At 56.9% G+C, this 18185-nt stretch carries 19 protein-coding genes and 1 tRNA gene; 6 read left to right on the forward strand and 14 right to left on the reverse strand.

Going from position 1 to position 18185, the window contains the following annotated elements:
* Positions 1 to 18: 18 nt before the first annotated feature.
* The gene (gene copA / locus QCD69_RS13305) at positions 19 to 2520 is read right to left on the reverse strand and encodes a copper-exporting P-type ATPase CopA (protein WP_301252364.1); all 2502 of its coding nucleotides are present in this window, start codon (positions 2518 to 2520) and stop codon (positions 19 to 21) included.
* A gap of 153 nt (positions 2521 to 2673) precedes the next feature.
* Here copA and cueR point away from each other — a divergent pair, with 153 nt between their 5' ends.
* Positions 2674 to 3084 (forward strand): Cu(I)-responsive transcriptional regulator, encoded by a 411-nt coding sequence (gene cueR / locus QCD69_RS13310; protein WP_253455001.1) that lies wholly within the window; start codon positions 2674 to 2676, stop codon positions 3082 to 3084.
* 47 nt (positions 3085 to 3131) lie between these two features.
* Here the strand turns inward: cueR and QCD69_RS13315 are convergent, their stop codons facing one another.
* Genes QCD69_RS13315 through tesA form a run of 5 tightly spaced genes read right to left on the reverse strand, consistent with a single transcriptional unit; the run spans position 3132 to position 6934 of the window.
* Positions 3132 to 3602, reverse strand: coding sequence for an NfeD family protein (locus QCD69_RS13315; protein ID WP_253455000.1), 471 nt, complete (start codon positions 3600 to 3602; stop codon positions 3132 to 3134).
* The gene (locus QCD69_RS13320) at positions 3602 to 4516 is read right to left on the reverse strand and encodes an SPFH domain-containing protein (protein WP_253454999.1); all 915 of its coding nucleotides are present in this window, start codon (positions 4514 to 4516) and stop codon (positions 3602 to 3604) included. The genes QCD69_RS13315 and QCD69_RS13320 overlap by 1 nt, the downstream gene beginning before the upstream one ends.
* Positions 4517 to 4569: 53 nt before the next feature.
* Complete coding sequence (locus QCD69_RS13325) at positions 4570 to 5427, reverse strand: co-chaperone YbbN (RefSeq protein ID WP_253454998.1); 858 nt, start codon at positions 5425 to 5427, stop codon at positions 4570 to 4572.
* Between the two features lie 54 nt (positions 5428 to 5481).
* A complete protein-coding gene (locus tag QCD69_RS13330) occupies positions 5482 to 6279 on the reverse strand; it encodes an SDR family oxidoreductase (protein WP_301252368.1) in 798 nt (265 codons plus the stop codon).
* A 31-nt stretch (positions 6280 to 6310) separates the two neighbouring features.
* Positions 6311 to 6934 carry a multifunctional acyl-CoA thioesterase I/protease I/lysophospholipase L1 gene (tesA, locus tag QCD69_RS13335; protein ID WP_253454996.1) on the reverse strand — a complete coding sequence of 208 codons (624 nt, stop codon included), beginning with the start codon at positions 6932 to 6934 and terminating at the stop codon, positions 6311 to 6313.
* Between tesA and ybbA the strand changes: the two genes are divergently transcribed.
* The 3 genes from ybbA (at position 6905) to QCD69_RS13350 (ending at position 10818) form a co-directional block, all read left to right on the forward strand.
* A complete protein-coding gene (gene ybbA, locus QCD69_RS13340) occupies positions 6905 to 7591 on the forward strand; it encodes a putative ABC transporter ATP-binding protein YbbA (RefSeq protein WP_301252369.1) in 687 nt (228 codons plus the stop codon). The two genes, tesA and ybbA, sit on opposite strands and share 30 nt — an antisense overlap.
* Entirely contained in the window at positions 7588 to 10005 is a 2418-nt protein-coding gene (gene ybbP / locus QCD69_RS13345; protein ID WP_301252371.1) for a putative ABC transporter permease subunit YbbP, read from the forward strand. The genes ybbA and ybbP overlap by 4 nt, the downstream gene beginning before the upstream one ends.
* Before the next feature lie 159 nt (positions 10006 to 10164).
* Positions 10165 to 10818, forward strand: coding sequence for an acyl-homoserine-lactone synthase (locus QCD69_RS13350; protein WP_301252373.1), 654 nt, complete (start codon positions 10165 to 10167; stop codon positions 10816 to 10818).
* Here the strand turns inward: QCD69_RS13350 and QCD69_RS13355 are convergent.
* From QCD69_RS13355 to ppiB, 6 genes are all read right to left on the reverse strand, one after another.
* Positions 10786 to 11529 carry a helix-turn-helix transcriptional regulator gene (locus tag QCD69_RS13355; RefSeq protein ID WP_125288482.1) on the reverse strand — a complete coding sequence of 248 codons (744 nt, stop codon included), beginning with the start codon at positions 11527 to 11529 and terminating at the stop codon, positions 10786 to 10788. The two genes, QCD69_RS13350 and QCD69_RS13355, sit on opposite strands and share 33 nt — an antisense overlap.
* A gap of 48 nt (positions 11530 to 11577) precedes the next feature.
* Positions 11578 to 11805 (reverse strand): hypothetical protein, encoded by a 228-nt coding sequence (locus QCD69_RS13360; protein WP_253454993.1) that lies wholly within the window; start codon positions 11803 to 11805, stop codon positions 11578 to 11580.
* A gap of 159 nt (positions 11806 to 11964) precedes the next feature.
* Positions 11965 to 13044: a 5-(carboxyamino)imidazole ribonucleotide synthase gene (gene purK / locus QCD69_RS13365; protein WP_301252375.1), complete on the reverse strand. Its 1080-nt coding sequence runs from the start codon at positions 13042 to 13044 to the stop codon at positions 11965 to 11967.
* Positions 13041 to 13550, reverse strand: coding sequence for a 5-(carboxyamino)imidazole ribonucleotide mutase (purE, locus tag QCD69_RS13370; RefSeq protein WP_253454991.1), 510 nt, complete (start codon positions 13548 to 13550; stop codon positions 13041 to 13043). The genes purK and purE overlap by 4 nt, the downstream gene beginning before the upstream one ends.
* A gap of 266 nt (positions 13551 to 13816) precedes the next feature.
* Positions 13817 to 14542, reverse strand: coding sequence for a UDP-2,3-diacylglucosamine diphosphatase (gene lpxH / locus QCD69_RS13375; protein WP_253454990.1), 726 nt, complete (start codon positions 14540 to 14542; stop codon positions 13817 to 13819).
* Entirely contained in the window at positions 14542 to 15036 is a 495-nt protein-coding gene (gene ppiB, locus QCD69_RS13380) for a peptidylprolyl isomerase B (protein WP_125288486.1), read from the reverse strand. Before ppiB ends, lpxH begins: the two co-directional genes overlap by 1 nt.
* A gap of 231 nt (positions 15037 to 15267) precedes the next feature.
* On the opposite strand from ppiB, the gene cysS reads away from it, so the two are divergent.
* A complete protein-coding gene (gene cysS, locus QCD69_RS13385; protein WP_301252376.1) occupies positions 15268 to 16656 on the forward strand; it encodes a cysteine--tRNA ligase in 1389 nt (462 codons plus the stop codon).
* Positions 16657 to 16747: 91 nt separating this feature from the next.
* On the opposite strand, the gene ybcJ is transcribed toward cysS, so the two are convergent.
* Positions 16748 to 16960, reverse strand: a complete 213-nt coding sequence (gene ybcJ, locus QCD69_RS13390; RefSeq protein WP_301252378.1) for a ribosome-associated protein YbcJ — start codon at positions 16958 to 16960, stop codon at positions 16748 to 16750.
* Complete coding sequence (gene folD / locus QCD69_RS13395) at positions 16960 to 17826, reverse strand: bifunctional methylenetetrahydrofolate dehydrogenase/methenyltetrahydrofolate cyclohydrolase FolD (RefSeq protein WP_301252380.1); 867 nt, start codon at positions 17824 to 17826, stop codon at positions 16960 to 16962. Before folD ends, ybcJ begins: the two co-directional genes overlap by 1 nt.
* Positions 17827 to 18009: 183 nt before the next feature.
* Here folD and QCD69_RS13400 point away from each other — a divergent pair.
* A tRNA-Arg gene (locus QCD69_RS13400) sits at positions 18010 to 18086 on the forward strand.
* Positions 18087 to 18185: the final 99 nt, after the last annotated feature.

Genomic DNA, 18185 nt, shown 5'->3' on the forward strand with positions numbered 1-18185 from the left:
TTCAGACAAGACCGTGCGTCACTTTGGCGGCTGATAGCGAAGCAGTCGGTTGGCGTTGCTGACGACGGTTACCGAAGAGAGCGCCATCGCGGCACCGGCTACGACCGGGCTGAGCAGGGTGCCGGTTAACGGATAGAGCACGCCAGCCGCAATCGGGATGCCGCAGGCGTTATAGATAAACGCTCCCAGCAGGTTCTGCTTCATATTGCGCAGCGTCGCTTTTGCCACGGCCAGCGCGTCCACCACGGCGTGCAGATCGTGACGCATCAGCGTGATGCCTGCCGTCTCAATCGCCACGTCGCTGCCGCTGCCGATAGCGATACCCACATCCGCCTGCGCCAGCGCCGGCGCGTCATTAATGCCGTCGCCAATCATCGCCACGCTGGCTCCCTGCTGCTGTAGTTTTTTAATCGCTTCTGCTTTCCCGTCCGGCAAGACCCCGGCAATAACGTCATCGATGCCGGCTTCGCTGGCAATAGCCTGCGCGGTGATTTCATTGTCGCCCGTCAGCATCACTAAACGATAGCCCTGCTCGCGCAGCTGCTGCAGCGTGGCGACGCTTTCCTGACGCAGGGCATCGCGCAGGAAAAAGATAGCTTTAAGCTGATTGCCCGCTGCCAGCAGCACCGGCGTCATGCCTTTCGCGGCCTGAGAGGCGATCGCCTTGTCCATTTCCTCCTCAACCACATTGTGTTGCGCCATCAGCGTACGGTTGCCCAGCCGCCAGGTTTCGTCCTGGATCTGCCCGCTGACGCCCAGGCCGCCCAGCGTGCGAAAGCCGGTGACCTCGGGCAAAGCAGCCTGACCGGCGCGCCCGATAATGGCGCGGGCCAACGGATGCTGCGAACCTTGCTCCAGCGCGGCCGCCAGCGAGAGCGCCTGCTGCTCGTCGGCACCGTTAAACACCCGGATGGCCGCCACCTGCGGTTTACCTTCCGTCAGCGTACCGGTTTTATCAAAAACCAGCGTATTCAGCGTGCTGGCGCGCTGCAGCGCGTCCGCGTCCCGCACCAGCACGCCAAACTCGGCGGCGCGGCCCATCCCGGCGGTAAGCGACATCGGCGTGGCTAACCCAAGCGCGCAGGGACAGGCGATGATCAGCACCGTCGTGGCAATAACCAGCGTATAAACCAGCTGCGGCGCAGGCCCGATAAAATACCAGACGGCCGCGCTCAGCAGCGCGATAGCGACCACGGCGGGCACGAAAATCGCAGAAATTTTATCTACCAGGCGACTGAGTTCGGGCTTGCTGCTTTGCGCCTGGCGAACCAGATTCACAATGCGCGACAGCGTGGTATTTTTTCCGACCGCGCTGGCGGTGAACAGCACGCTGCCGTCCTGCATTACCGTGCCCGCGTGAACCTTGTCGCCCGCGCTTTTCTCCTGCGGCAGCGCTTCGCCGGTCAGCATCGCCTCATCCAGCCAGGCCTGGCCCTGGACGATGACGCCATCAACGGGCACGCGATCGCCTGTGGTCAGGCGCAGCGTCATGCCGGGCGTCACTTCGCTGAGCGGCATCGCTTTCTCTTCACCGGCGATAACCACACGGGCGGAAAGCGGGGTGAGATCCAATAATCGCTCCAGCGCCTGAGAAGATCGCTGGCGCGCGCGCTGTTCAAGCATATGGCCAAGGTTAATCAGGCCAATAATCATTACGCTGGCTTCGTAGTAAAGGTGACGCGCTTCTGAAGGAAAAGCAGCGGGCCACAGGGTGACCGCGCTGGAATAGAGCCAGGCCGCCGCCGTGCCGAGCGCGACCAGCGTATCCATCGTCGCGCTACCGTTCAGCAGGCTGCGCCAGGCGCTACGATAAAAATGGCCGCCCGCAACGACCATAATTACCAGCGTCACGGCGCCCAGCGTCAGCCAGGTGACGCGGTTATCGGCGGTTAACATCATGTTGTCGCCGAGCATGCCCCAGCCCATCAGGGGCAGGCCAAACGCCAGCGCCAGCAGCGCCTGCCAGCGAAAACGACGCATCGCTTTAAGCGCCGTTTGCTGCTGTTTTTCGCGGCGCTCGCTTTCATCTTCGATAATTTCGGCATCGTAGCCCGCGTTGCGCACCGCCTGAATCAGCGCATCGGGCGAAACGTCGCCCATCACCAGCGCGCTGCGTTCGGCAAGATTTACCCGCGCCTGATGCGTGCCGGGCACCTGCTGCAGCGCGTGCTCAACGCGACTGACGCAGCTGGCGCAGCTCATGCCGCCAATTAACAGATGAAAGCTGTCATCGGTTGCCGGAAGCTGAGAAGGGGCCGCTGTCAGCGCTTCCGGCTGGGGATCTGATACTGTCAGCGGTTCAGGCTTTGGGCGCGCGTCGTCCGCCAGCGCGGCCTGATAGCCTGCCTCTTCTACCGCCGCGATAAGCGCCTGCGGTGCAGCGTGGCCGGTTACGCGGGCTTCATCCAGAGATACCTCGGCCTGATCCACATCATCCCGTTTCTCCAGCGTTTCTTTGACTCTTTTTATGCAATGACCGCAGGAAAGGCCATCCAGTTTTAATACCGTTGTTTGTGACATAAAAACTCCTTTGCTTAGTCGGAACACCGTCAGGATTAAGGATAAACCTTCCATCAAGGGGAGGGTCAAGCTTGTCTCTGGCCGGCACGGACAATTTTAGTCCTGCCGTGAAGAGTGTTAAAATTAAGCGATAGCAGACAGGCGGATCCCTATATGAACATTAGCGACGTAGCTAAAAAAACCGGGCTGACCAGCAAGGCCATCCGATTTTATGAGGAAAAAGGGTTGTTGACCGCGCCTTCGCGCGGCGAGAACGGCTATCGCCACTACACGACAAAGCATCTGGAGGAGCTGACGCTGCTGCGCCAGTCGCGCCAGGTGGGCTTTAGCCTGGAAGAGTGCCGTGAAATGCTGCTGCTCTTCCACAATCCGCAGCGCCATAGCGCCGAGGTAAAAGCCAGAACGCTGAATAAAGTGGCGGAAATCGAAGCGCATATCAGCGAACTGAACCTGATGCGCGAGCGGCTGCTGGCGCTGGCGGCCAGCTGTCCGGGCGATGAGGGCGCCGATTGCCCTATTATTGATAACCTGGCGGGATGCTGCCACGAGAGCAAGGGGCGTTAAGCGGGCGCTCGCTAAGGCATCTTTACGGCCCGTAAAAATCGAAAGGGCTACGCCGATTGCTCGTTGTTGGGATCTCGCCTGACGATCCGCAGCGTAATCCCTTCCACCGCCACCACCGTAACCGGCGTACCGGCAGGAAGGTTTTCCGTAGCCTGGACGCGCCAGCTGCTGTCGCCAACGCGAATATGCCCTATACCGTCGTGCAGCGCTTCCTCCAGCCGTAGCGCAGAGCCAATCAGCTGGCTGCCGCGCTGGTTAAGCGAGGAGGGCGGCTGCTTACGATCCCGGCCGCGCAGCCAGCTATACCACCACAGCGCGGAAAGGATGGTCAGGATGGCAAAGCATAAACCCTGCCACTCCCAGGGCAGCGGCACCAGCCAGACCAGCAGGCTGACCAGCACGGCAGCGACGCCGCTCCAGAGCAGATAGCCGCTGGCGCCCAGCATTTCCGCCGCAAGCAGGATGCCGCCCAGCGTCAGCCACAGCCAGGCAGGATTGGCGAACAGTTCGCTCGCCATCAGCTTTGCCTGTCTTTTTTGGTTTCCTTCAGCAGCTCGGCGATGCCAGCGACCGAACCGATCAGGCTTGACGATTCCAGCGGCATCATAATCATTTTGCTGCTTTGCGAGGTGCCAATCTTCTGCAGCGCATCGGTGTATTTCTGCGCCACGAAGTAGTTGATGGCCTGAATATCCCCGGCGGCGATGGCTTCTGAAACCATTTTGGTGGCGCGTGCTTCGGCTTCTGCGCCGCGTTCCCTCGCCTCGGCCTGGAGGAAAGCTGACTGGCGCTCGCCCTCCGCTTTCAGGATCTGTGACTGCTTCTCGCCTTCCGCACGCAGGATCGCGGCCTGGCGGACGCCTTCCGCTTCCAGAATATCGGCGCGCTTGGTACGTTCCGCCTTCATCTGCGCGTTCATAGAGGCAATCAGCTCGGCCGGTGGCCGCACGTCGCGAATTTCAATGCGGGTAATTTTGACGCCCCACGGGTTGGTCGCTTCATCCACGATACGCAGCAGCCGGGTGTTGATGTTATCGCGCTGCGACAGCATCTCGTCCAGCTCCATCGAGCCCAGTACGGTACGCATATTGGTCATGGTTAAATTCACGATAGCCAGCTCAAGGTTGCTGACCTCGTAGGCCGCGCGTGGCGAGTCGATTACCTGAATAAAGCAGACGGCATCGATAGTCACGCTGGCGTTATCTTTCGAGATGATTTCCTGCGAGGGGATATCCAGCACCTGTTCCATCATGTTGATCTTGCGACCAACGCGATCCATAAAGGGCACCAGAAGGTTAAGGCCGGGCTGCAGCGTTTTGGTGTAGCGGCCAAAACGTTCGACCGTCCATTGGTAGCCCTGCGGCACAATTTTGATGCCGGACCAGACAAGCACCAGCGCGACAAGAATAATAACGGGAATAACAGTCAACATATAACCTCCGGGTTGTTGAAAAACGGGCTGATCCATTCAGCCCGGATGCTTTGTTAGTAAAGCAGGGAATAGAGCTGGCGACGGTATTTTGCGGCCAGCGCATCGCCCGTGCCCAGCGCCGCCAGGATCTCCTGCAGGATCTTGCGCGCATGGCCGTCCGCCGCGCCTAAATCTTTTTGCAAATGGCCGAACAGCAGCGCCAGCGCCTCTTCGTTGCGGCCGACCTGATGCAGCTGAACGGCCAGCCTGGTCGCCAGTTCAGGGTTGTCAGGATCGGCATCAATTTGCTGCTGCAGCTGCTGAATTTCCGGCGTATCGGCCGCCTGCTTCAGCAGGTCGATTTGGGCGATCAGCCCCTGATAGCGTGTATCTTTATCCTGTAACGGCACCACGTCCAGCACCGCCTGCGCTTCATCGCTGCGGTTCAGGCTAATTAACACCTCGGCCAGCAGAAAGCCCATTTCGCTGTTTTGGTTGCTTAACTGCCAGGCTTCTTTCAGCAGCGGCAGCGCTTCCAGCGGCTTACCTTCCTCCACCAGCTGCATGGCCTGCTGCGCCTTCAGCTCTTCTTCTTTCGGCAGCACCTTGTGCAGCAGCGCGCGCACGGCTTCTTCCGGCTGCGGGCCCTGGAAACCATCTACCGGCTGACCGTTCTGGAACAGATAAACGGTAGGAATGGCGCGCAGGCCAAACTGCTGGGCAACGGCAGGCTCCGCGTCGCAGTCCAGCTCGGCAAGGATAAACTGACCGGCATACTCCTGCGCCAGGCGCTCCAGCAGCGGCGTCAGCTCCTGACAGTGCTGGCTGCGCGCAGACCAGAAGTAAAACAGCACGGGGATCTGCATCGACTGCTCAAGCGTCTGATGCAGGTTGCTTTCGTTAATGGTGACAATAGCAGCTTGTGATGACATGAATTCGTCTCTTTATTCCGGGTTTCTTACTTTATTGGGGCGGATGCTTTGGCTTCAAGGTTTTGTTGGCGTCTGCGTCGGTTTACCGCGCAAAATGCGATCCAGCATCCGGCCCGGCAAAATACGCCGCAGCAGCGTGATGGCGTGAGCGACCATCGTTACAGGATAGCGTAAGCGAGGTCGCGGGCTCTCCAGCGCGTGGCGCAGCTTCGGCAGGATCGCCTCCGGCGGCAGCGTAAAGCGGGCGGCGATACCGGGATTTTCTACCGGTTTCTCCCGTTCGGCCTGATTCACATTGTCGGTAAAACGGGTTTTGATCGGGCCTGGCTCAATCAGGCTGACCTGAACGCCGCTGCCGTGCAGCTCCATGCGCAGCGTGTCGGACCAGGCTTCCAGCGCATATTTGCTGGCCGCGTAGGCGCCGCGTCCCGGCGTGGCGATCAGGCCCATTACCGAGCTGGTATTGATAACGCGCGCGTCGCCGCTGGCGCGTAAAGCCGGCAGCAGCAGCATCGTCAGCTGATGCGTGCCGAAAAAGTTGGTGGCGAACTGCTGTTCCATCTGTTGACGGCTAATTGCGGTAAGCGGGCCGTAAACGCCATAGCCGCCGTTATTAAACAGCGCGAAAATCCGGTTATCGCTTAAAGCAAGGATCTGCTCTGCCGCGCGGATAACGCTTTCGCTGCTGTTCAGATCCATTTCGACGCCGGTAAAACCCAGCTCGTCCATGCGCTGCACGTCTTCCGGTTTACGGCAGACGGCCAGAATACGGTAGCCGCGTCGCAGCAGATCGTTGGCGGCGACCAGGCCGATCCCGCTGGAGCAGCCGGTGATAACAACTGTTTTTTGCATAACTTTACCTGTAGGCGATCTGCAATCTCGGTTACTCATGGTTAACTAGCGGAGCCAGCGCTTTTGCCATCTGATCGGCAATAAAGGGCTGCGCATCAGGATTCGGGTGAATGCCGTCCTGCTGCATCCATTCCGGCTTCAGATAGACCCGCTCCATAAAAAAGGGCAGCAGCGGCAGAGAAAACTCTTTCGCCAGTCTGGGGTAAACGGCGCTGAATGCTTCGGTATAGCGACGGCCATAGTTAGGCGGCAGGCGAACCTGCATCAGCAGCGGCTGTGCGCCAGCCGTTTTCACCAGGCGAATAATTTGCCGCAGTTCCTGCTCCAGCTGCTGAGGAGGAAAACCGCGCAGCCCGTCGTTGCCGCCCAGCTCAATCAGCACCCAGCGAGGCTGATGCTGCTGCAGCAAAGCGGGCAGTCGGGCCAGACCCTGCGCCGCCGTATCGCCGCTTATGCTACCGTTAATAATGACGGGAGATTTCTGCCATTTATCATTGAGTAACGCTGGCCACGCGGCGCTGGCGGACATGCGATAGCCCGCGCTCAGGCTGTCGCCCAGCACCAGCAATTTGTCCGCCGCCGCCGCACGCAGCGTCGTCAGAGCCAAAAATAACAGGATAAGGTAATGCCAGCGGAAAACATTCTTGAAGTTCATCGTCTTAGTAAGTCCGTCGGTCAGGGTGAGCATCAGCTTTCCATCCTTACCGGAGTTGGGCTGGTTGTCAAACCGGCCGAGACCATCGCGCTAATCGGCGAGTCCGGTTCCGGGAAGTCGACGCTGTTAGGGATCCTGGCCGGTCTGGACGACGGCAGCGAAGGCGAAGTTTTTCTGCTGGGGTCGCCTTTACATCAGATGGATGAGGAACAGCGGGCAGCGCTGCGTGCTAAAAGCGTCGGCTTTGTGTTTCAGTCTTTTATGCTGGTGCCGACGCTGAACGCGCTGGAAAACGTGCAGCTGCCAGCGCTGCTGCGCGGCGAAAGCGATGCGCAAAGCCGCGAACAGGCGAAAAACCTGCTGGGCCAGCTGGGGCTGTCGGCGCGCCTGAGCCATCTGCCGTCGCAGCTTTCCGGCGGCGAGCAGCAGCGCGTGGCGTTAGCGCGTGCCTTTAGCGGACGTCCGGCGCTGCTGTTCGCCGATGAGCCGACCGGTAATCTCGATCGCCAGACGGGCGAACGGATCGTCGAGCAGCTGTTTTCACTGAATCGCGATTTTGCCACCACGCTGATCCTGGTGACTCATGACGAGCAGCTGGCCGCCCGCTGCGATCGCCGCTTAAGAATGCGCGATGGCAAACTTCAGGAGGAAGTATGATCTGGCGCTGGTTCTGGCGGGAATGGAAATCGCCTTCGCTGCTGATCGTCTGGCTGGCGCTAACGCTGGCGGTGGCCTGCGTGCTGGCGCTGGGATCGCTCAGCGACAGGATGGAAAAGGGGCTGACCCAGCAAAGCCGCGACTATATGGCGGGCGACCGCACGCTGCAAAGCTCGCGCGAGGTGCCGCAAGCCTGGCTGGATGAGGCACGCCGCGAAGGGTTGCAGGTGGGTCGTCAGCTGACGTTTATGACCATGACCTTCGCCAGCGACACGCCGCAGCTGGCTGCCGTAAAAGCCGTGGACGACCGCTATCCGATGTTCGGCCAGCTTGCTACCGAACCCGCCGGGCTGCGTCCCGTGGCGGGCACCGTGCTGGCCGCACCGCGGCTGCTGGCGCTGCTGGATGTGAAGGCGGGCAGCAAGCTGGATGTGGGCGATGCCACGCTGCACGTAGCCGGAGAGGTCATTCAGGAACCCGACGCCGGGTTTAATCCCTTTCAGACCGCGCCGCGTCTGTTAATGAACCTGGCGGATGTGGCAAAGACCGGCGCCATTCAGCCGGGAAGCCGGGTGACATGGCGTTATAAATTTGCCGGGACGGCTTCGCAGCTGGCGAACTACGACCGCTTTATCGCGGCGCGTATTCAGCCCGAACAGCGCTGGATCAGCGTGGAGAACTCAGAGGACGCCCTCGGCAAATCGATGCAGCGCGCGCAGCAATTTTTACTGCTTTCAGCGCTGCTGACGCTGATGCTGGCGATTGCCGCCGTGGTTGTCGCCATGAACCACTACTGCCGCAGCCGTTACGATCTGGTTGCCGTGCTGAAGACGCTGGGCGCCAACAGAGCGGCCCTGCGCAAACTGATTGTCGGTCAGTGGCTGGCCGTGCTGCTGCTGGCGGCGCTTTGCGGCGGCATCGTGGGAAAAGGCTTTGAGGCGCTGCTGCTGCAAATGCTGCGGCCGGTATTGCCGGGCGAACTGCCTGCGGCCAGTTTCTGGCCCTGGCTGTGGGCAACGGGATCGCTGTTTGCCATTTCCCTGCTGGTTGGCCTGCGGCCCTATCGGCTGTTGCTGGCTACCCAGCCGCTGCGGGTGCTGCGGCGGGATGTCATCGCTTCCGTCTGGCCGCTGAAATTTTATCTTCCGATAATGGCGCTGACGATAGTGGTTCTGCTTGCGCTGCTGGTCGGCAGCAGCAGGCTGCTCTGGGCGCTGATCGCCGGCATCCTGCTACTGACGCTGCTGCTGGGCGGGCTGGGGTGGAGCGCGTTGTTGCTGCTGCGGCGGCTGCGCGTGCGTAACCTGGCTTTCCGGCTGGCGGTTAACCGACTGCTGCGTCAGCCCTCGGCGACCTTCAGCCAGCTGGCCGCTTTTTCGCTTTCTTTTATGCTGCTGGCTCTGCTGCTGGTTATGCGCGGCGATCTGCTCGATCGCTGGCAGCAGCAGCTCCCGCCCGACAGCCCTAATTATTTCCTGCTTAATTTAACCGGGGAGCAAATCTCGCCGGTGCGTGCTTTCCTGGAGCAACATCATATCCAGCCACAGACTTTTTATCCGATTGTCAGAGCGCGGCTAACCTCGATTAATCAGCAGCCTGCCGATCCGTCGCTGGATAACGCGCTGAACCGCGAGCTTAACCTGACCTGGCTTGAAAAGCTGCCCGACCATAATCCGCTGGTTGCCGGTAGCTGGCCGCCCCGGGCGGGCGAAGTCTCGATAGAAGAAGCGCTGGCGGAGAGGCTGGGCGTTAAGCCTGGCGATACGCTGACCTTCACCGGCGATACGCAAACCTTCTCTGCAAAAATTACCAGTCTGCGCAAAGTGGACTGGGAAAGCCTCAAGCCCAACTTTTTCTTTATCTTTCCGCCCGGCGCGTTGGATGGACAGCCGCAAACCTGGCTGACCAGCTTTCGGCTTGATCATGATAATGCGCTGCTGGCGCAGCTGAATCGCGCCTTTCCTACGCTCAGCCTGCTGGATATCGGCACTATCCTGCGGCAAATAGGGCAGGTGCTGGCGCAGGTGAGCCAGGCGCTGGAGATCATGGTCGTGCTGGTCACCGCCTGCGGTATTTTACTGCTGCTGGCGCAGATACAGGTCGGGATGCGTCAGCGCAGGCAGGAGCTGGTGGTATATCGAACGCTGGGCGCCGGTAAAAAGCTGCTGAGGCACACGCTGTGGTGCGAGTTTGCGCTGCTGGGCTGCGTCTCCGGCATCGCCGCCACGCTGGGCGCCGAGGCGGCGCTGTGGGGCCTGCAGCGTAAGGTGTTTGATTTCCCGTGGCAGCCCGACTATCTCCTGTGGGTAACGTTGCCTCTGGCCGGCACCTGTTTACTGTCGCTGTGCGGCGGCTGGTTAGGCATAAGGTTACTTAAAGGAAAGGCATTGTTCAGAGGGTATAACGCAGCGTAGAATAAAGGCCGATATGTATCGGCCTTTATCATTTATTTTCTTTCGTATTCTGAGGCGGCCGGGAACCTCTGAATCGTTTCGCCTGACCGGTTTTGCTTTCCTGCGGGCTGTGATAAAGGTCATAAATAACGTAGATAGTGGAATAGGGAAATAGCTGAAATGTTGGATCTGCTGGATATAAAATATCGTCATCTCTCTGAAATGAAGTCAACTGAGCTATTTGGTTTAAGAAAAAGAGTATTTAAAGACAGACTCAACTGGATGGTCAACAGCCAGGATGAGATGGAGTTCGATGAATATGATAATGAACAAACCACTTATGTTTTTGGCGTCCACCAGGATACCTGCGTTTGTAGCCTTCGCTTTATAGAAACCCAACACCCGAATATGATTACCGGCACGTTCCGGTCATGGTTTAAAGATTTTACGCTTCCCGAAGGGAACTACGTAGAGGCCAGCCGTCTGTTTATCGATAAAGAGCGGATGACGATGTTAAAGCTGCGTGAGAAACCCGTCAGCGCGCTGCTTTTTTTATCGATGATTAATTATGCACGTCACTATAAATATGACGGCATATACGCCATCGTCAGCCATCCTATGTATCTCATTTTTAAGCGTTCTGGCTGGAAGGTTTCGGTAGAGGCACAAAGTCTTTCCGAGAAAAAAGAAAAGATATTCCTGATCTTTATGCCTGTAGATGATGATAACCAGCGTATATTGATTGACCTGGTAAAATCTAAGGCACCCGAGTTAACAATGGCCCTGGATGCCTGGCCGCTCTCATTCCCCGTCGGTCAGCACCGGCCTGATTAGCTGTAGCTCAATGCTTAATCTGATGGCATGTTTCATATTGGTAACGCCCAACTTTTTCACCGCGTTACCAATATGATATTTAACCGTGGTGAGCTTGATGCCCAGAATTAACGCGATTTCCTGGTAGGATTTGCCCACGCTGGCCCAGTAAATAATCTCATTCTCTCTTTTAGAGAATATTTCCCGCGTGTTCATTTCATCAAAATCAGTTTTTCTTGCCTGCTCCTGATACAGCTCCGTCAGCTTTTCATGGGCGTTAATCAGCAGCATTTGCAATTTGCTTTTATTCGTCTGGATCACTTCTTCAATATTATCGTCACAGTGCTCGTCCAGCATGATTGAGAGCACGACAAGATTGTTATTGTGGTCGTGAAGAACAAACGTATAGCCGTTGATGATATTGTGGTTACGCGCCATATCAAAAAGCTTAGGAACCTTGACGCCCTTGTTCAGCATAATGTTTTCGTCCCATGAGAAGGGCGAAACACGGTAAAGCGCCGTGATCAGAACGGGATCGATAAACTGAAAGTTGTTTTCGACATAAACCTGAAACCATTCCGGCCTGTTAGAAATTATAGAGAAATCCGCAGGGTTGCGTTTACTCATAATCGCATAGGCATACTTAACGTTACTGAACTGAGTCAGTTTCCTCTCAAGGTAATCTTTTATGGAGGAATTGATAACCTGATTACTAAAATATGATTTAGACATGTAATTATCTCCCTGAGAAAGTGGGGCTTCCATCGTCAATAGCCGACTTTACCATGTTTTTAAAGCCAGACCTAACGATGCACCCTGCTCAGACAGGCTGCCGTAGATGAGCGGCGTTAAAGTAAATGGCGGAATAATGTTCAGCACGTCCGGCGCAGCCGAAAAATCATAGTAACTTTTTATGGAAGCTGAAGAAACAGGGTGTTGACGTAAGGGCACAATTTGATGAGAGAAGCGAGGGAGGAGAACCAAACCAGACCCTGACACGTCAATCATGAAGCAAAATTTACGTGTTTATCCAGAAAATCTGAGAGTGGTTCCCTTGGTGTTGGCAAAAAAAACTTCTAATTACTTAATAGTATTATGTATTTATTGTTTTGTTCGCCAATACAATACGACTTTCACCAACAAATTAATAGCCATACTTAAGTACAGTTAAGCACTGTCTTTTTTCAGATGGGTTTTTGCCCAGGCAATGCCTTCAGCATAATCGGCAGGTAAATCCTGCGCCAGCGCGCTCAGTGCCTGCTGAAGCGATTCACGGCTGGTATTGCAAAGGTTCAGGTGCCCTACCTTGCGTCCCGGACGCACTTCTTTTTCATACCAGTGCAGGCGAACCAGCGGGTGCTCCAGCCACGCAAGGTTAACTGCCGTGCCGATCAGGTTAATCATAACCGACGGCGTGCTGACGACGGGCGCAGGCAAAGGCAGATCCAGAATGGCGCGCAGATGCAGCTCGAACTGGCTGATGGAAGCGCCGTTCTGCGTCCAGTGGCCGCTGTTGTGCACGCGGGGCGCCAGCTCGTTAATCAGCAGTCCTTCCGGCACCACAAAGCATTCCATGGCCATAACGCCTACATAGTCCAGCTCGTTCATAATAGCGGCCAGCATACTTTCAGCCTGCTGTTGACGTTCCGCATCCGGCGTCGGTAACGCGACGCTGGCGCGCAGAATACCGTCCTGATGCAGATTGTGGGTGAGGGGATAGAAAACCGTGCGGCCGTCATGAGCGCGAGCGCCAACCAGAGACACCTCGCCGGAAAAATTAATGCCCTGTTCCACAATGCACTCGCCGTAGCAATCCGCAGGCAGGGAAGCGACATCGTTCTGCCGTAAACGCCACTGGCCGCGACCATCGTAGCCGCCCGTACGGCGCTTAACGATAGCCAGCTCGCCCAGCCTGGCGAAAACATCGGGCCACTGCGCGGCATCGCTCAGCAGCTGCCAGGGCGCGGTAGCCAGGTTCAGCCGATCCAGCAGCTGTTTTTGCGTCAGACGATCGGCCAGCAGCGGGAAAATATCGCGGTTTACAAAGGCATTATGATGCGAGAGTTCACGCGTCAGCGCCGTTTCCGGCCAGCGTTCGATTTCCGCCGTGATCACGCTTTGTTGGATAGGCAGCGCTTCCGGTTCCGCATCCAGCCCGACAGGATAAACGGCTATTCCCAGCGGTTCACCAGCCTGGCGCAGCATCCGCCCCAGCTGACCATTTCCTAATACGCAGACTGGCTTCATGCTTCCTCCCGCGGATCCGGGTTATTCAGAACTTCGTCAGTCTGGCTTTGACGCCAGGCGGACAGACGCTGGTTTAACTCCGCATCGTGTAGCGCCAGGATTTGTGCGGCCAGCAGCGCCGCATTAGCCGCGCCTGCTTTACCGATAGCCAGCGTGCCGACCGGGATGCCGCGCGGCATCTGGACAATGGAGTAAAGGCTGTCAACGCCGCTCAGCGCCGCGCTCTGCACCGGTACGCCCAGCACGGGCACCAGCGTTTTCGCCGCCAGCATGCCGGGCAGGTGCGCCGCGCCGCCAGCGCCGGCGATAATAACCTGAATACCGTTTTCTGCGGCCTGTTCGGCAAAGCTGAACAGCTTGTCCGGCGTACGGTGCGCTGAAACCACTTCACAATGAAAAGGAACGGCCAGGCTGGTGAGAATGTCCGCGGCGAATTGCATGGTTGCCCAGTCACTTTTAGAACCCATTACAATAGCGATGCGGGCCGGTGCGGCAGTAGAAGACATGCGGGTGTGACTCCTGTGATTATACAAACAGTGTCTGAAAGCTGGTCGGTCAGCCAGACAGGAAGGGCTGAGAGAATAGCATGACTCACCGGGCAGGAAAACGGTTGCGTCGGTTCAATCGCATCACGGAATGGGGAACTTCGCGCCTGTCAGCTGACCAGCAGCAGGCTTAAAGCCACTGCATCAGATGCCGGAACGTTAAGCCGGGAGGCTTTTGGCGTAGCTCAGACAGCAAGCGTTTTGGTCGACGGTAATATGGGAAGAATTTACAGGGGAAAAGCGATCAGTTCCGTTCCGGATGAGGTCACACGGATCATCGATCCTTCCGTGTGCCAGGCGCCCAGCACCACGCGTTCGGCGGGCAGACCGTTAACGGTGAGCGTATGAACGGCGGGGCGGTGCGTATGGCCATGAATAAGGCACTGCACCTGATAGCGGCTCATCGTATAGGTAACGGCTTCGTTATTGACGTCCATAATCGCCATCGTTTTGCTGCTGTTGGCCTGCTTGCTGCCAGCACGCATTTTCTGAGCGATACGCTGACGCAGCGACAGCGGCAGCGACAGGAAAAGCTTTTGCAGCCAGCGCTGATGGACCTTGCGGCGAAAGCGCTGATAGCCTTCGTCATCAGTACACAGCGTGTCGCCATGCATAATCAGCAGCGGCCGACCATACAGCTCCAGCCGTTGCGCTTCCGGCAGCAGCCGCATACCGCATGATTTTGCAAAGCGCTGACCGAGCAGGAAATCGCGGTTGCCGTGAATAAAGTAGCAGGGAACGCCCGCGAGCCTTAATTCATCAAGCGCGGCGGCGACTTTGGCGTGAAGCGGATTGGGATCGTCATCGCCAATCCAGGCCTCAAACAGGTCACCGAGGATGTACAGTGCATCGGCCTGACGCGCGTCACGCCGCAAAAAAGCAAGAAAACCGGCAGTGATTGCCGGTTCTTCTTCACACAGATGTAAATCTGCGATAAACAGCGTATGCGACATTATTCGCTAACGGTGACTTTCTGGATCACGACGTCTTCTTTTGGCACGTCCTGATGCATTCCGCTGCGGCCAGTAGAAACGGCTTTGATTTTCTCAACCACGTCCATACCTTCCACAACTTCAGCAAAGACGCAGTAGCCCCAGCCCTGCAGACTTTCGTCACGGAAGTTCAGGAAGTCGTTGTCCGCCACGTTAATGAAGAACTGCGCGGTCGCGGAGTGTGGCGCCTGGGTACGGGCCATCGCCAGCGTGCCTTTGGTGTTTTTCAGGCCGTTGTTGGCTTCGTTACGGATTTCCGCTTTGGTGGCTTTCTGCTGCATGCCAGGCTCAAAACCGCCGCCCTGGATCATAAAGCCGTTGATAACACGGTGGAAAATGGTGTTGTCGTAAAAACCTTCACGGCAGTAATCCAGGAAGTTTTTAACAGTTTCAGGCGCTTTATCGTCAAAGGTTTTGATAACGATATCGCCATGGTTAGTCTGGAAAGTGACCATATTCTCATCCTGTAAAGGTTGAAGGGGTGGATTTAGCTGCCGTCAGCGGAATAATCAGGCTGACAGGCGATAAAATAGAGGGCTCTTATATCACAAAATGTGATGACGAGTCAGCACCGCCGCATAAACGGAAGCGTGCCGAACCTTGCTTTGCGTGGCGCTTGCGTTAACAATACGGCAGAATATGCCTGTTACTATCACGATCGCACACGTTAAAAACGGAATGTCTCAATGCTAAAGATTTTCAACACCCTGAGTCGTCAAAAAGAGGAATTTAAGCCTATTCATGCCGGTCAAATCGGCATGTACGTGTGCGGCATCACCGTCTATGACCTGTGTCATATTGGTCACGGGCGCACCTTTATTGCCTTTGACGTGGTCGCCCGCTATCTGCGCTATTTAGGCTACTCGCTGAAGTACGTGCGTAACATCACCGATATTGATGACAAAATCATCAAGCGCGCCAACGAAAACGGCGAAACTATCGACGTGCTGACCGATCGGATGATCGCGGAAATGCACGCTGACTTCGCCGCGCTGAATATTCTGCCGCCGGATCTGGAACCTCGCGCTACGCACCATATCGCCGACATCATTGAACTGGTCAGCAAGCTTATTGAGCGCGACCATGCTTACGTCGCCAGCAACGGCGACGTGATGTTCTCTGTTGCCAGCGACGCCGATTACGGCCTGCTGTCGCGTCAGGATCTGGAACAGCTCCAGGCCGGTGCGCGCGTTGAGGTGGCCGCCGACGTTAAACGTAATCCTATGGATTTTGTGCTGTGGAAAATGTCCAAGGCCAATGAGCCGGGCTGGCCTTCGCCGTGGGGCCAGGGGCGTCCGGGCTGGCATATTGAATGTTCCGCCATGAACTGCAAGCAGCTTGGCGAGCACTTCGATATTCACGGCGGCGGTTCCGACCTGATGTTCCCGCATCATGAAAACGAAATCGCCCAGTCTACCTGCGCGCATGACGGCCCCTACGTCAACTACTGGATGCATTCCGGCATGGTGATGGTTGACCGTGAAAAGATGTCCAAGTCGCTGAACAACTTCTTTACCGTGCGCGACGTGCTGGGCTATTTCGATGCCGAGACCGTGCGCTACTTCCTGATGTCGGGCCACTATCGCAGCCAGCTGAATTACGGCGAAGATAACCTGAAGCAGGCGCGCGCGGCGCTGGAGAGGCTTTATACCGCGCTGCGCAACACCGATCCGCAGGCTGAAGCCGTGGGCGGCGAGGCTTTTGAAGCCCGTTTCCGCGAGGCGATGGACGACGATTTCAACACGCCGGAAGCCTATTCCGTGCTCTTTGATATGGCGCGCGACGTTAACCGCCTGAAAACCGAAGACAGGGCGGCCGCAAACGGGCTGGCGGCAAAACTGCGTCAGCTGGCTGGCGTGCTGGGCCTGCTGGAACAGGATCCTGAAGTCTTTTTGCAGAGCGGTGCGCAAAGTAACGACGATGAGGTCGCCGAGATCGAAGCGCTGATCAAAATGCGCCTGGATGCACGTAAAGAGAAAAACTGGGCGCAGGCTGACCTGGCGCGTGACAAGCTGGTCGAAATGGGGATCGTGCTGGAAGACGGCCCGCAGGGAACCAGCTGGCGTCGTAAATAAGCTAAAAAAGTTCAGGAGCCGATTGGCTCCTGAATGGTTTTTACTTTCTTCACCGACCGCTCAGCTTTTAAAATGCAGCCTGCAGCTGACTTTACTCAGCGACGGTGATGCTGTTGCCGTTAAAGCTGACGGTCTGGCCCGCAACGATTTTACAGCGTTTACGGGTTTCTGTTTTGCCATCTACCGTAACCTGGCCGTCCGCGATTGCGTCTTTTGCCGCACCGCCGCTTTCCACCCAACCTTCCAGCTTCAGCAGATCGCATAAATCGACGTGGGCATGTTTACCCAGAGAAAAAGTTGCCATTATTGTACTGCTCCATCATGAAATTCTTCGCAGGCTTGCAGGGTATTCTGAATCAGCGTTGCCACGGTCATCGGGCCAACACCGCCTGGAACCGGCGTAATATAAGCTGCCCGCTCGGAAGCTGCAGCAAAATCTACGTCACCAACCACTTTGCCGCTTTCCAGACGATTAATGCCCACGTCAATCACGATCGCGCCAGGCTTGATCCAGTCGCCAGGAATAAAGTTTGGTTTACCTACGGCCACCACCAACAGATCGGCATGTTCGATATGGTGACGAAGGTTTTTGGTAAAGCGATGGGTAACGGTAGTGGTGCAGCCTGCCAGCAGCAGCTCCATGCTCATTGGACGACCAACGATATTGGACGCGCCAACCACCACGGCGTTCAGGCCAAAGGTGTCAATGTTATAACGCTCTAGCAGCGTGACGATGCCGCGCGGCGTACAGGGACGCAGCTTAGGCGCGCGCTGGCACAGGCGACCAACGTTATAAGGATGGAATCCATCGACGTCTTTTGACGGCGAGATGCGCTCCAGCACCTTTACGTTATCAATGCCTGCCGGGAGCGGCAGCTGCACCAGAATGCCGTCAATTTCGCTATCGTCGTTCAGCTTATCGATCAGCGCCAGCAGCTCCGCTTCGCTGGTGGAGGCCGGCAAATCGTAAGAGCGGGAGATAAAGCCCACTTCTTCACAGGCACGGCGTTTGCTGCCCACGTAGATTTGTGAAGCCGGGTTCTCACCTACCAGTACCACCGCCAGGCCAGGCGCGCGTTTACCCGCGGCCAGACGCTGCTGCACTTTTTCTGCAACCTCAAGGCGCACCTGCTGCGCAATCGTTTTACCGTCAATAATCTTTGCTGCCATCAGAGAGAGGATCCATCTGTGTTGAGTTGAAACGGGAGATGGCGCCTATTCTGGCAGAAGCGCGCGCCGCTGTCAGGCACAGATTCGGAGCGGGCTGTTCAATAGTGCAGCAACAGATTGGCTTAGTAAGCAAAATCGTTGACTCGACGGCTTCGCGCCGTATAATCCGACCCTGTTCCCCATGCGCCCTTAGCTCAGTTGGATAGAGCACCGGCCTTCTAAGCCGTAGGTCACAGGTTCGAATCCTGTAGGGCGTACCAAATTCAAGTCAACACACTTCTACTGAACTCTCTCTCTTTGCTTTATACTCCCTGATATCACTGGATTTTTCTGTCGCGAGCTCAACCAAAGTCTACCTG

The sequence above is a fragment of the Erwinia sp. PsM31 genome, from assembly GCF_030433775.1.
Lineage (GTDB): Bacteria > Pseudomonadota > Gammaproteobacteria > Enterobacterales > Enterobacteriaceae > Erwinia > Erwinia aeris.